Raw genomic sequence first — 12,636 nt, forward strand, 5'->3', positions numbered from 1 at the left:
GTAATGCTCGACGAAGGCGTGCCGCGCCGTCTCGTCCCGGCGCTCACAGACCTCGGCATCGATGCGAGCCGCTTCCCGCGTGAGTGGTTCGGCATTCGGAACGGGCAGTTGATTGCCCTGCTTGAGAGGCTCGGCTTTTCAGTTCTTCTGACCAACGACAAGAACATCGCGAGCCAGCAGAACCTTTCCGGCAGAGGCCTGGCAATCGTCGCGCTTCCCCATAACAGGCAGCCCGACATCCTCGGACGGGCCGACGACATAGCCGACACAATTCTGCGGGCCCGGCCAGGTCAGCATGTCCTGATGGCATGGGACGGCAGCCGAACGGTGATCGAGGTCGTGGACGGCCGGGCCGTCCAAACGCCGATGCCGCCAGTCGGGCCGTTCAGGCGCGATCGCAGGTAACGCCCCACTATCCCCTCACAGCGGGATGTTGTCGTGCTTCTTCCAGGGGTTCTTCAAATCCTTGTTGCGCAGCATGGCGAGCGCGCGCGAGACCCTTCTGCGGGTGGAGTGCGGCAGGATAACCTCGTCGACATAGCCGCGCTCGGCAGCGACGAAGGGCGAGAGGAAGCGGTCCTCATAGGCCTTGGTAAGGGCGGCGATCTTGTCGGTGTCGGCGAGGTCGCGGCGGTAGATGATCTCTACCGCGCCGCGCGCGCCCATCACCGCGATCTGCGCCGTCGGCCAGGCATAGTTGACGTCACCGCGCAGGTGCTTCGAGGCCATCACGTCATAGGCGCCGCCGAAGGCCTTGCGGGTGATGACGGTGACCTTCGGCACCGTCGCCTCGGCATAGGCGAAGAGGAGCTTTGCGCCGTGCTTGATGAGCCCGCCTTGCTCCTGCGCCGTGCCGGGCAGGAAGCCGGGCACGTCGACGAAGGTCACCAGCGGGATCGAGAAGCAGTCGCAAAAGCGCACGAAGCGGGCAGCCTTGCGCGAGGCGTCGGAATCGAGGACGCCGGCCAGCACCATCGGCTGGTTGGCGACGATGCCGACGGTGCGCCCTTCGATCCGGCCGAAACCGGTGACGATGTTGGCGGCGAAGGCCTCCTGGATCTCGAAGAAGTCGCCCTCGTCGAGCGTTTTACGGACCAGCTCCTTCATGTCGTAGGGCTTGTTGGCACTGTCCGGGATGAGCGTGTCCAGTGAGAGGTCGATCTCGGTCGCCGACTGGGTGAACTGAAGCTCGGGTACCGCCGCAGTGTTGGAAGCCGGCAGGAAGTCGACGAGGCGGCGCATCTCGAGCAGCGCCTCGACATCGTTGTCATAGGCGCCGTCGGCGATCGAGGATTTGCGCGTGTGCACCGAGGCGCCGCCGAGTTCCTCGGCAGTCACGGTCTCGTTGGTGACGGTCTTCACGACGTCGGGGCCGGTGACGAACATGTAGCTGGTGTCGCGGACCATGAAGATGAAGTCGGTCATCGCTGGCGAGTAGACGTCGCCGCCGGCGCAAGGGCCCATGATCACCGAGATCTGCGGAATGACGCCGGAGGCCAGCACGTTGCGCTGGAAAATCTCGGCATAGCCACCGAGCGCGGCGACGCCTTCCTGGATGCGCGCGCCGCCGGCATCGTAGAAGCCGATGATCGGCGCCCGGTTGCGCAGCGCCATGTCCTGGATTTTCTGCACCTTCTCGGCATGCGCCTCTGAGAGCGAGCCGCCGAAGACGGTGAAATCCTTGGCGAAGACGAAGACGGTGCGCCCGTTGACGGTGCCCCAACCGGTGACGACGCCGTCGCCGGCGATGCGGCTGTCTTCCATGCCGAAATCGGTGGAGCGGTGCTCGACAAACATGTCGAATTCCTCGAAGGAGTTCTCGTCGAGGAAGACCGCGAGGCGCTCGCGCGCCGTCAGCTTGCCCTTGGCGTGCTGGGCCTCGATCCGTTGCGCGCCACCGCCCTGGCGAGCGCGCTCGCGGCGGCGTTCGAGTTCGACAATGACGTCCTTCATGGCAGAGCCCCAGCAGTTAGACCCCGTCGGTCTAGCATGGGCCTTAAGGACCCGGAACGGGGCAGCAGCCTCGCTGGGTCTCTACTTTCGACCTACTGATCGCTTCAAATGGGCACGCCTTTGCGCCAGAGCGACGCTGATGCGGGCGCAAGAAGATCGGCGCATTCTCTCGCGATCTCAAAGACTTGCACCGCAGAGGATCAATGGCGCGAAGATCTTTAGGTTAACGAAACGAGCCAATTCGCAACTTTGGGCTGGCCATGTCGCACTGCAGCAATTAGTAATTAGACCTTGTCATTATCTTGGTCTTTGTCCGTAGAGCGGACGAGGCGAGGTGTTCGGGGGCACGCCTGTCCCCCACTCCGGAACAAACCCTGCAGGAGCCGCGACCGGGTCTTGCATGGGCGTCAGATGTGAAAGGCGCACCCATGAGCGCGATTGCCGCTTCCGGCCTGCCGAAATCCACGCCGAAAATTCGGTCGTCGTTCTCCGACCGGATCCGCATCGCACGTGCGATGTGCATCGTCTGCATGACCTTCGTGCACGTGCCGCAAGGCGTCGCCGACAACGTCTATCTCCGCAGTGCGGGCGCGTTCGATATCTTCTACTTCCTGATGACGCGGATCATCGGCCTCAGCTCGGTGTCACTCCTGAGCCTGGTGTCCGGCTATCTCATCGTGTCGACCTACAGCAAGCTCGGCGCCCGGCAGCTCTATGCGTCGAAGTTCAAGACGCTGGTCGTGCCGCTGGTCGCATGGAACCTCGTGATGTTGGCGCTGCTGGTCGTCTACGGCATCCTCACAGGCAAATGGGACAACCTGCCGGATCTAACGCCGCTGGGCCTTGGCAACGCGCTTCTGGCGCTGACCGAGTGGCCGGCGGTGGTGCCGCTTTGGTTTCTGCGGGATCTCTTCGTCTGCGTTCTGCTGGCGCCGGTGGTGCTGTTCGGCCTTCAGCGCAAGCCTCTGGCGACGATGATCGCACTCCTGGCCTTCACCATGCTCGGCGATCCGCTGATGATCCTGCAGCGGCCCTCGCTGTTGCTGTTTTTCGCGATCGGCATGTGGGTGCGGGTGGCCGGAAATGACGAGGCGGCCATCGACCGCATGGCCCGCCCGCTCTCCTGGGGCCTCCTCGTAATGGCCGCCATCTACCTCACTCTGCGCATCGACCGCGTCCCGATCGGCGAGATGAACGATAGCCTGCGCACAAGCCTCGATATCCTGTTGAGAATCACGATGGCCGCGGCGTTCTGGCGTCTGACGGAATGGGTGCGCAGGTCATCCTTCGCCGGCTTCTGCACCTGGCTCGAACCCTATACGTTCTTCATCTTCTGCAGCCATGCCATCCTGTTCGAGTTCAGCGGCATCGCCTTTCGCCGGGTGTTCGGCAATTACGGTGACGACCTGTTCCTGGTGACCTTCCTCACTCTGCCGATGCTGGCGGTGGTCAGCGCGGTCGTGGGACTTCAGGTTATCGCCTGGTCGAGGCCCCTGCTCGCGGCCTTCAACGCCGGGCACGGCGCGCCGCCGCTGTCGGGCTCCGCCGGGCTCGAACCGCGGCGGACTTAAGGCTTAGGCCGCTCGGCCGACCTTCAGCGCTGCGAGTACCTCGGCGGCGGTGCGCATGTCGGCGAAGCGGTTGGCGCGGCGGGCCTCGGCTTCGGCGTCGGTGCCCCAGAGGCCGATGTTCCAGTCCTCATCGACATGCGCGGCGGCCCAGGTCTCGTCGAGGTCCAGATGGCCCTCGGCAAAAGCGTAGGGCAGCAGCGCCGAGCCGGTCAGCGTCGTCATCTGGTGCAGCGCGGCGACCACAAACGGATGCTCGACCGCATCGATCCACGCACGGAAAGCCGCTATGGAGGATGGCGGCTGGGCGACATGCATCACCCCCTCGGCCAGCAGGAAGCGCGCGCCGAGCCGGCTTTCGGCGTAGGCGACCACCGGATCCCACAGCGCGCGCTGGCGCTCGACCAGCCGGTCGGGATAGCCCGCGCGGTAGTAGAGCATGTCGGTCTCGACATAGCCGGCGAGATCGGCGCGCACGCCCGCTGTGTCGTCGGCGACACCATCGATGACCGTGCTGGCGAGGCGGGTCATCGGCATCGTGGCGGGGTCGATCCGTTCGCCCTGCGCCGCCCATTCGACCGCCAGGATTTCGGCAAGACGCTGCGCCGGAACGATCAGCGGCCGCCGCAACGGCGTGCGCAGCGTCCGGCCGTCGAGCAGGACAGTGAACCCGCCCTCGCCCGGTGACCTCGGCTCGCCCGCAGAGACGATGACGTCCGTGTAAAAGCGCTTCGGCAGCTCGGGGCGGCTGATCTTCGGGGTATCGGACATCGGGTCTTCTCAGGCGGTCAGGGGAACGGGATCAGGCGAAGGCCGCCTGATCGGGCGACCAGCGTCCGTCGATCCAGGCGTCGAGGAGCGCGGCGAGATCGGGAACGTCGGCGGCAATGCGGGCGGCACCAGCATCCAGCAGCATTTCCGGCGAGGCGGCGCCCCAGGGCACGCCGATCGCCTCGGCGCCGGCGGCGAGCGCCATGCCGATGTCGTGGATGGCATCGCCGACGACGATCGTCGCGGCCGGATCGATGCGGAGCTCGGCGCAGCACTCCAGCACCATCGCGGGATGCGGCTTGGATGGGCAGTCGTCGGCCGTGCGGATGGCCTGAAACATGCCCTCCAGCGCATGCGCCGACACCACCGCATCGACGCCGCGCCGGGTCTTGCCGGTGACGAGACCGAGCCGGACATCCTTGCGGCGAACCAGATCGTCCAGCATTGGCTTGATGCCGGCAAACAGCGCCTCGCGGAACGCCGGATCCTCCCGGGTGGCGCGGAAGTTCGTGCGGTAGCTCGCGACCATCGCCTCGATCAGCGCTGGCGGCGCCGTTGGTGCGAGATCCAGGATCGCCGTGTGCAGCGACAGGCCGATGATCGCGCGCGTCGCGGCATCCTCTGGCGCAGCAAGGCCGTGCTCGAGGAAGGTCAGCCGCATCGCCTCGCAGATCAGGCCGAAACTGTCCGCCAGCGTGCCGTCGCAGTCGAAGAGGACGAGCTTCATCTCAGTCACCGGTCTGCGACTCGTCGAAGCCGAAGAGGTTGAAGGTTTGCACCATGTGCGGCGGCAGCGGCGCCATCTGCTCAATCACACCGCCGTCGGGATGCGGGATGGCGATACGCCGGGCGTGGAGGTGCAGGCGCTTCTGCACGCCGCCGGGATAGTCCCAGTTGGTGTCGTGCTCGAAGTATTTGGGATCGCCGAGAATCGGGATGCCGATATGGGCGGCATGGACGCGCAGCTGGTGGGTGCGGCCGGTATAGGGCTCGAACTCGACCCAGGCGAAGTTTTGCGCGGCCTGGTCGATGACGCGGTAGTTCGACAGCGCGTGGTCGGCGCCGCGGTCGCCGTGCTTGGCGACGCGCATGCGGTCGCCGTCCGGCGTCTCCTCCTTGACGAGGTAGGTCGAGATCCGCCCCTCCTTCGGGACCGGCACGCCCTTAACGATCGCCCAATAGGTCTTCTTGGTATCGCGCTCGCGGAACATCTTGGTCAGGAACACGGCAGCGCTCCGCGTGCGGGCCACGACGAGGACGCCGGAGGTGTCGCGGTCGAGCCGGTGGACGAGCCTCGGCTTCTCCCCGCGCTTGTTGCGCCAGGCCTCCAGCATGTCGTCGACATGGCGGGCAATGCCCGAGCCGCCCTGCACGGCAAGGCCGGCGGGCTTGTTGAAGACGAGCACCTTCTCGTCCTCGTAGATCAGCATCTGGCGCAGGACGTCGTCGTCCTCGCGGCCCTTCATAAGATTGGTCGTCAGAGGCGCGGTCTTGCCGCGCGCGGCGTCCGCACCGATCGGCGGGATGCGCACCATCTGGCCCGGCGCGATGCGCGTGTCCGACTTCACCCGGCCGCCGTCGACCCGGACCTGGCCGGAGCGCAGCAGCTTTTGCAGGTGCCCGAAACCGAGGCCGGGATAGTGCAGCTTGAACCAGCGGTCGAGGCGAAGCCCCGCCTCGTCCTCTTCGACCTTTATCTGTTCGACCACCGCCATGCGCTCAATACCTTCTTCGTTAGCCCTGCAGATAGCATCAGGCGAAGTTTCGCGCGAGACCGAGACCGAGAAACAGCGCCGCAAGGCCGAGAATGAGCGTCACGGCGACATAGACGAAACTCGAAACCAGCTCACCGCGCTCCCAGAGCACCGCCGTATCGAGGGCGAAGGACGAGAAAGTGGTGAAGCCGCCGAGCACGCCGGTGGCGATCAGCAGACGCAGATCGGTCGATCCGCCGAAGCGGCGCGCGAGGATCTCGATGAAGACGCCCATGACGAAGGCACCGACGAGGTTGACGATCAGTGTGCCGTAGGGAAAGCCCGGACCGAAGAGGCGCAGGCTGGCCACGCCGACGAGGTGGCGGGCGACGGAGCCGACGGCACCACCGACGGCGACGAGGATGATTTGGCGCAGCATGGAATGGTTCTCGGGGTTATGGGCCGACGAGGTTTAGCGCCTGATCGCGGGGCTGTCGAACGCGGGAGGGGGCAGTCGGGTATTAGGATGGCGGCCGACCTCTCAGCTTCGTCATCCCGTGTTCCCCTGGGAGCGGGATTGCAGCGGACCTCCCAGCTTTCATCGCTTTGAACGATAGTCCGTAGGTATCCGGGGTGTGGCCGACCCTTCAGCTTCGTCATCCCGGGCTTGACCCGGGATCCATTCCTCTGCGTTCGGATCAGATGGTCCAATTCAGAACGGGAATGTCCACCGGACAGAGTTCGTTCAACGGCTTGGAATGGATCCCGGATCAAGTCCGGGATGACGAAGCTTGAAGGTTTGCGCCTCGTTTGGCTTAGCAGGGACCATCCCAGCACCTACTCCGCATCGATACCTGCTTCTGCTCCGCCCGCACCTAATCTCGCCCCAACCCTACGCCTCGCCCCGCTCCGCCCGGAGCCGTGCCCAATGGTCCATGCGCTTCTTCAGCGTCGCTTCTAGGCCGCGCTCGACCGGGCGGTAGAAGCTTTGGCGGCCGAGTTCGGTGGGGAAGTAGTCCTGGCCGGAGAAGGCGTCGGGTTGGTCGTGGTCGTAGCGGTAGCCGGTCCCGTAGCCCTCGCCCTTCATCAGCTTGGTCGGGGCGTTGAGGATGTGCTTGGGCGGCAGCAGCGAGCCGTTCTCCTTGGCGGCGCGCATGGCGGCCTTGTAGGCGGTGTAGACGGCGTTGGATTTTGGGGCGGTGGCGAGATAGACGGTCGCCTGCGCTAGTGCGAGCTCGCCCTCGGGCGAGCCGAGATAGTCGTAGGCGTCCTTGGCGGCGCTGGCGATGACCAGCGCCTGCGGATCGGCGAGGCCGATGTCCTCCGAGGCCATGCGCACCAGTCGGCGGCCGAGATAAAGCGGGTCCTCGCCGGCGTCGAGCATGCGGCAGAGGTAGTAGAGCGCCGCATCCGGATCCGAGCCGCGGACGGATTTGTGCAGCGCCGAGATCAGGTTGTAGTGGCCGTCCTGGCCCTTGTCGTAGACCGGCGCGCGGCGCTGGACGATGGTCTGGAGCTCGGTGGCATCGAACACCTCGCCCGGCCGGGCCGCACGCCAGACCTCCTCGGCAAGCGTCAGGATGGCGCGGCCGTCGCCATCGGCGAGGCGCAGCAGGACTTCCCGCGCCGCCGCATCGAGCGGCAGCGCGCGGTCCTCGATCGCCTCGGCGCGGGCGACGAGCTGGGCGAGGCTCGTCGCATCGTGCGGGTGGAAGGTGAGGACGCGGGCCCGCGACAGGAGCGCGGCGTTGAGCTCGAAGGACGGGTTCTCCGTCGTCGCGCCGACGAGGACGACGGTGCCGTCCTCCATCACCGGCAGGAAACTGTCCTGCTGGGCGCGGTTGAAGCGGTGGATCTCGTCGACGAAGAGCAGGGTCTGGCGCCCGTTGGAGCGGCGCAGGCGCGCAGCCTCGAACACCTTCTTGAGGTCGGCGACCCCTGAGAAGATCGCCGAAATCTGCTCGAAGGCGAAGTCCACCTGCCCGGCCAGCAGCCGCGCGACGGTTGTTTTGCCGGTGCCCGGCGGCCCCCAAAAGATCATCGAGCCGAGCGTGCCGGTCGATAGCATCCGGGTCATGACGCCGGTCGGACCGGTCAGGTGTTCCTGGCCGACGACCTCGTCCAGCGTCTTCGGGCGGAGCCGGTCGGCGAGCGGTCGGGCGGGCTCCGGCATGCCCGGTCGATCGGGGCGTGCCGCCTGCCCGTCCGGCTGCTTCACCGCCCCGAAGAGATCGCTCATGCCGCCTGCCCCAACCCTGTGTTAGCGGACGACTTGCCGCAATGTCTTGCCGTCACGTTCGATCTCGTACTTCCAGCCGCGGCGCGTGTTCTGCGCCATCCCTTCGAGCATCTTGGTCGAGGTGACGTCCTTGCCGTTCAGCGTCAGTATCACATCCTTCGGCTGCAAGCCGAAACGGGCGGCAAAGGAGCGTTCGGCTACCTCGGTCACGACCACGCCCTTCAACGTGGGTGCCAAGTCTAGCTCGTCGGCGACGCGCGGCGACAGGTTGGCGACGGTCGCGCCCGAGAACGGCGTCTCGCCTTCGAGGATCTTCACATCGCGGGCCGGCACTTCCGGCGCGACCTCAAGCGCCATCGCAAGTTCCTCCCGCTTGCCGGCGGAGAGGACGTCGAGCTTCACGCTCCTGCCGATGCCCGACGTCGCCAGGCGGTAGCCGAGCGCATCGGGATCGCCGATCGGGAAGCCGTCCATAGCCAGGACGACGTCGCCGGCCTTCAGTCCCGCCGCACCGGCAGGGCCACTGTCGACGACGTCCTGCACCAGGGCGCCCGACGGCAGTTCCAGACCCAGCGCCTCGGCGACATCCGGGGTGACTGGCGTAAAGCTCGCGCCGATGAACGGACGCTCGAACCGCCCGCCCTTCTTGGCGGCCTCGACGAAGACGCGCACCATGTTCGAGGGAATGGCGAAGCCGATGCCGTTGGAGCCGCCCGAACGCGAGAAGATCGCGGTGTTGACGCCCACCAGCTGGCCGCGCATGTCCATCAGCGCGCCGCCGGAATTGCCGGGATTGATCGCCGCATCCGTCTGGATGAAGTAGCCGAAATCCTTGACGCCGATATGGGTACGGGCCAGCGCCGAAACGATGCCGTTGGTCACGGTCTGCCCGATGCCGAAGGGATTGCCGATCGCGAGCACGAGGTCGCCGATGTCGAGCGCATCCGAATCGGCGATCGGCATCGCCGGGAACGGTTTGTCGTCGTCGATCTTCAGGACGGCGAGATCGGCCCGCTCGTCCCGCATCAGGATCTTCGACTGGTATTCGCGCCCATCGCTCAGCGCGACCTTCACCTCGTCGGCATCGGCAACGACGTGGTTGTTGGTGACGATGATGCCGGAGGCGTCGACGATGACGCCGGAGCCGAGCGAGGACTGGACGCGCGGGCGCTGCTGCGGCAGCTGGCGGCCGAAGAACTGCTCGAAGAAGGGATCATTGGCGAAGGGCGAGCGCTGCGGCGTGACTTCCCGCGCGGCGTAGACGTTGACCACCGCGGGCGCGCCGGCCTTCACCAAGGGCGCAAAGGACAGCTTGATTTCGGACGGGCTGGACGGGACGGCGGTCGCCGATGTCAGCGGCTTGACCGGGACGGGCGTCGCCGGAGGCGCGGTATTTTCGGCAACCTCCGTGCGCCCGGATAACAGCCCGCCCAGCCAGCCATCGCTCGAAGCGGCGGTCGCGACGGGAACGGCAATCACCAAGGAAGCGGCACTGATCAGAAGAAGCTTTTTCACGGGTTCAGCTCTCATTATCCGACGTCGGACACCGACATCGCCTTCAGGCCCCGATACGCCATGTCATTGCAACGAAAAAGGGGCCGCGAAGCGACCCCTTTCACAGGCATGCCAACAGATGGCAGCAAATAGACTAGCGTGCCGATGCGGTCTGCGAGATCGTTGCCGCCGAAGCAGGGTTCGGAAGGTCGGCGGTCGCATAGCTTGCGGTCAGCACGCCGAACGCGCCGATGGCGCCGAGTAGGGTCAGAAGAGTGCGGCGCATGGACAGTTCGCTCGTTTTGAGTTCAGTGGCAGCATCTTGCATTTGAATCATTTAATCCGCGTAAACCGGCCACATTTCGTGGCCTTCTGTCCGATTGTCGACATGAAAATGCCATGCCCTATCTTTGGTTGCAGACTTTTCAAAATTTAGATGCGTCCGGGTCGAGCGGGGATATCGCACAACGCCGCAGCGACGGCTGTACCAGCCCTGCAACAGTCTGCAAACGACGGGATGCGTGACACCGAAGGCACAGTTTCGCCTGTCCGCTTACCCCGATCCGATCAGGCGAGCTTCTGCTCAACGAGAGACCGAGCCGTTGCCGCGATCGCCTCCTCCGGGTTGCGGAAGGACAGGCCCAGAATGCGCTCCGCAGCCTCTGTCACCAGCACTTTGGCGGCCCCGAGTTCCGGTACGATCTGCCGCGCCGGGGGCATGACGACAGCGGCCGCACGCACGAGGCCATCCGGCAGGACGCCGCGTGGCAGCCTCCAGCGATAGCTGGGGAAAACCCGAGCCAGGGCCTCGCCGATCTCCCACAACGACCGTGAACCGCCGGAGACGATGAACCGCCTCCCCGCCGCCTCATCGACGGTCATCGCTCGGACGTGCGCCTCGGCGACATCGCGGGCGTCGACGAGGCCAAGGGACACGTTCGGCACCAGCGGCAGGCGTCCGCGCAGCATCATCCGGATCAGCGAGGTCGAAGTCGTGACCTCCGGCGCCAGGAAGGGACCGAGGACGACGGACGGGTTGATGACCGCGAGTTCCAGTGCCGTCCCGCCAATGCGCGACCAGGCCGCTTGCTCCGCCAGCGTCTTCGACAGCGCATAGGCCGAGGTGAGCGGCGATTCGGTGTCGGTAACGTCCGCCTCGGTGAAGCGCCGCCCTGCCTGGTCCGGATGACCATAGTAGATGGCGGCGACCGACGAGGTGAGGACCAGCCTCTCGACGCCCGCCCGGATGGCTGCGTCGACCACCCGCAGCGTGCCGTCGCGTGCCGCGGGTACCAGCGCAAAACGGTCGCGCGGAAGGCGCGCCGGAAACGGCGAGGCGGTATGCAAGACGAAACGACAGCCGGCCATCGCTGCCCCCCAGCCAGCTTCGGCGAGGAGGTCAAGTTCGGCAAATTCGAGGCGCGATGCGTCTGCCCCCTGCTCGGCCAGCATCTGCCGAAGCCGCTCGGCCTTCGCCGCGGTCCGCACGGTGGCGCGAACGAAATACCCTTCCGCCAGCAACCTGAGGAGGATGTGCTGGGCAACGAAGCCAGATGCCCCCGTCAGGAGGACGCGGTCTGCGGTCATGCGAATGTCCGTCATTTTTGGATCAGGCGAAATAGACGAAGGCCGCAAAGCCCAGGACGATGATGGCGAGAAACGCCAGCGTGATTCGTTCCAGGTGCTTTTCGATGAACAGGCGCGCCGCCTCGCCCTTCCAGCGCAGCAAGCCCGCGATCAGGAAGAAACGCGCGCCACGGGTGATCGTGCTGAGGATGACGAAGGGCAGCAGCGGATAGGCCGCCAGACCCGACGCGATGGTCACCAGCTTGAACGGGATCGGCGTCAGTCCCTTCAGGAGAATGATCTCCGCCCCGTAGTCGGCATAGAGCGTACGGAAATGGTCAGCCTGTGTCTGCAGATGGTAGAACTCGATGATGCGGTGACCAATCGTCTTGTAGAACACCGAGCCGAGCGCATAGCCGAGAAGCCCGCCGATGACGCTGCCAAGCGTGCAGATGAACGCGAAGAGCCAAGCACGGCGTGGATTGGCCAAGACCATCGGCACCAGCATGGCGTCGGGCGGGATCGGGAAGAACGAGCTCTCGGCAAAGCTGACCCCGAACAGCACCGACAGCGCGTGGCGGTGATTGGCCATCCGCATGGCCCAGTCGTACATCTTACGAATCATGCTGTGTCTCTGCGTCGGCGCGTCATGTCGGGGAATGGAGGCCCTTAAGGGTTGAGAAGATCCGCGTTGCAACGGCGACCGGCGCTGAAACGAAAAAGGGCCCCGCAAAGGGCCCTCCGTCATGGTCTGGAAAGTAAGGCGATTACGCCTCGGCAGCCGCTTCGGCCTCGACGCGGTCGCGGTCAATCTGGCCGCGGGCTTCCGGGTTGCGGTCGACGAACTCGATGACGGCCATCGGGGCGTTGTCGCCGCGGCGGAAGCCGGCCTTCAGGACGCGGCAATAGCCGCCCTGGCGCTCGGCGTAACGCGGCGCGAGGGTGTCGAAGAGCTTCTTGATGCAGGTCTCGTCGCGAACCTTGGAGATCGCCTGGCGACGGGCATGGAGATCGCCGCGCTTGCCGAGGGTGATCATCTTTTCCATGATCGGGCGAAGATCCTTCGCCTTCGGCAGAGTGGTGACGATCTGCTCGTGCAGGATCAGCGAGGCCACCATGTTGGCGAACATCGCCTTGCGGTGTTCGGCGGTACGATTGAGTTTACGGCCGCGGCTTCCGTGACGCATGGGTGTATTCCTTCGAAAGGGCCGGCATATTCACCGGGGGACGGCATCCTCGCATCCACGCCCTGGGGCGATGTGCATGTGCCTTTGAATGATTGGGCAGTCTGTCAGAACCCGCCTCCCAAGGCGGGGCATGCAATCCCGCCGTCCTTAGACGGCGGGAAAGA

General features: G+C 65.5%; 13 protein-coding genes. 2 read left to right on the plus strand and 11 right to left on the minus strand.

The genetic code is table 11. The features are described from left to right. The first annotated feature begins 3 nt into the window (after positions 1–3). Entirely contained in the window at positions 4–405 is a 402-nt protein-coding gene (locus ACZLZQ_RS17040; protein ID WP_472933248.1) for a hypothetical protein, read from the plus strand. Between the two features lie 15 nt (positions 406–420). Here ACZLZQ_RS17040 and ACZLZQ_RS17045 read toward each other — a convergent pair whose 3' ends face one another. Then, positions 421–1,953, minus strand: coding sequence for an acyl-CoA carboxylase subunit beta (locus tag ACZLZQ_RS17045; protein ID WP_472950381.1), 1,533 nt, complete (start codon positions 1,951–1,953; stop codon positions 421–423). Between the two features lie 428 nt (positions 1,954–2,381). Between ACZLZQ_RS17045 and ACZLZQ_RS17050 the strand changes: the two genes are divergently transcribed. Continuing rightward, positions 2,382–3,524 (plus strand): acyltransferase family protein, encoded by a 1,143-nt coding sequence (locus ACZLZQ_RS17050; RefSeq protein ID WP_472950382.1) that lies wholly within the window; start codon positions 2,382–2,384, stop codon positions 3,522–3,524. Positions 3,525–3,527: 3 nt separating this feature from the next. On the opposite strand, the gene ACZLZQ_RS17055 is transcribed toward ACZLZQ_RS17050, so the two are convergent. From ACZLZQ_RS17055 to rplQ, 10 genes are all read right to left on the minus strand, one after another. Further along, positions 3,528–4,292 (minus strand): ATP12 family chaperone protein, encoded by a 765-nt coding sequence (locus tag ACZLZQ_RS17055; RefSeq protein WP_472950383.1) that lies wholly within the window; start codon positions 4,290–4,292, stop codon positions 3,528–3,530. Positions 4,293–4,323: 31 nt separating this feature from the next. After that, positions 4,324–5,019: an HAD-IA family hydrolase gene (locus ACZLZQ_RS17060; protein ID WP_472950384.1), complete on the minus strand. Its 696-nt coding sequence runs from the start codon at positions 5,017–5,019 to the stop codon at positions 4,324–4,326. A 1-nt stretch (position 5,020) separates the two neighbouring features. Then, a complete protein-coding gene (locus tag ACZLZQ_RS17065; protein WP_472933242.1) occupies positions 5,021–6,007 on the minus strand; it encodes an RluA family pseudouridine synthase in 987 nt (328 codons plus the stop codon). A gap of 37 nt (positions 6,008–6,044) precedes the next feature. Next, positions 6,045–6,425 carry a fluoride efflux transporter CrcB gene (gene crcB / locus ACZLZQ_RS17070; RefSeq protein WP_472933241.1) on the minus strand — a complete coding sequence of 127 codons (381 nt, stop codon included), beginning with the start codon at positions 6,423–6,425 and terminating at the stop codon, positions 6,045–6,047. A gap of 453 nt (positions 6,426–6,878) precedes the next feature. Next, positions 6,879–8,225: a replication-associated recombination protein A gene (locus ACZLZQ_RS17075; protein WP_472950385.1), complete on the minus strand. Its 1,347-nt coding sequence runs from the start codon at positions 8,223–8,225 to the stop codon at positions 6,879–6,881. A gap of 21 nt (positions 8,226–8,246) precedes the next feature. Beyond that, the gene (locus ACZLZQ_RS17080; RefSeq protein ID WP_472950386.1) at positions 8,247–9,755 is read right to left on the minus strand and encodes a DegQ family serine endoprotease; all 1,509 of its coding nucleotides are present in this window, start codon (positions 9,753–9,755) and stop codon (positions 8,247–8,249) included. Positions 9,756–9,873: 118 nt separating this feature from the next. After that, positions 9,874–10,005, minus strand: coding sequence for a hypothetical protein (locus ACZLZQ_RS17085; RefSeq protein WP_472933237.1), 132 nt, complete (start codon positions 10,003–10,005; stop codon positions 9,874–9,876). 281 nt (positions 10,006–10,286) lie between these two features. Beyond that, a complete protein-coding gene (locus tag ACZLZQ_RS17090) occupies positions 10,287–11,306 on the minus strand; it encodes an NAD-dependent epimerase/dehydratase family protein (RefSeq protein ID WP_472950387.1) in 1,020 nt (339 codons plus the stop codon). Between the two features lie 22 nt (positions 11,307–11,328). Continuing rightward, complete coding sequence (locus ACZLZQ_RS17095) at positions 11,329–11,910, minus strand: YqaA family protein (RefSeq protein ID WP_472950388.1); 582 nt, start codon at positions 11,908–11,910, stop codon at positions 11,329–11,331. 142 nt (positions 11,911–12,052) lie between these two features. Next, on the minus strand, positions 12,053–12,472 hold the full coding sequence (gene rplQ, locus ACZLZQ_RS17100; RefSeq protein ID WP_472933231.1) for a 50S ribosomal protein L17: 420 nt from the start codon (positions 12,470–12,472) through the stop codon (positions 12,053–12,055). Positions 12,473–12,636 lie beyond the last annotated feature (164 nt).

The organism is Mesocryomonas lacus, assembly GCF_055730105.2.

Coding starts and splice junctions, on each gene's coding strand:
- ACZLZQ_RS17040 (WP_472933248.1), top strand. CDS start 4: ATGCTCGACGAAGGCGTGCCGCGCCGTCTCGTCCCGGCGCTCACAGAC.
- ACZLZQ_RS17045 (WP_472950381.1), bottom strand. CDS start 1,953: ATGAAGGACGTCATTGTCGAACTCGAACGCCGCCGCGAGCGCGCTCGC.
- ACZLZQ_RS17050 (WP_472950382.1), top strand. CDS start 2,382: ATGAGCGCGATTGCCGCTTCCGGCCTGCCGAAATCCACGCCGAAAATT.
- ACZLZQ_RS17055 (WP_472950383.1), bottom strand. CDS start 4,292: ATGTCCGATACCCCGAAGATCAGCCGCCCCGAGCTGCCGAAGCGCTTT.
- ACZLZQ_RS17060 (WP_472950384.1), bottom strand. CDS start 5,019: ATGAAGCTCGTCCTCTTCGACTGCGACGGCACGCTGGCGGACAGTTTC.
- ACZLZQ_RS17065 (WP_472933242.1), bottom strand. CDS start 6,007: ATGGCGGTGGTCGAACAGATAAAGGTCGAAGAGGACGAGGCGGGGCTT.
- crcB (WP_472933241.1), bottom strand. CDS start 6,425: ATGCTGCGCCAAATCATCCTCGTCGCCGTCGGTGGTGCCGTCGGCTCC.
- ACZLZQ_RS17075 (WP_472950385.1), bottom strand. CDS start 8,225: ATGAGCGATCTCTTCGGGGCGGTGAAGCAGCCGGACGGGCAGGCGGCA.
- ACZLZQ_RS17080 (WP_472950386.1), bottom strand. CDS start 9,755: ATGAGAGCTGAACCCGTGAAAAAGCTTCTTCTGATCAGTGCCGCTTCC.
- ACZLZQ_RS17085 (WP_472933237.1), bottom strand. CDS start 10,005: ATGCGCCGCACTCTTCTGACCCTACTCGGCGCCATCGGCGCGTTCGGC.
- ACZLZQ_RS17090 (WP_472950387.1), bottom strand. CDS start 11,306: ATGACCGCAGACCGCGTCCTCCTGACGGGGGCATCTGGCTTCGTTGCC.
- ACZLZQ_RS17095 (WP_472950388.1), bottom strand. CDS start 11,910: ATGATTCGTAAGATGTACGACTGGGCCATGCGGATGGCCAATCACCGC.
- rplQ (WP_472933231.1), bottom strand. CDS start 12,472: ATGCGTCACGGAAGCCGCGGCCGTAAACTCAATCGTACCGCCGAACAC.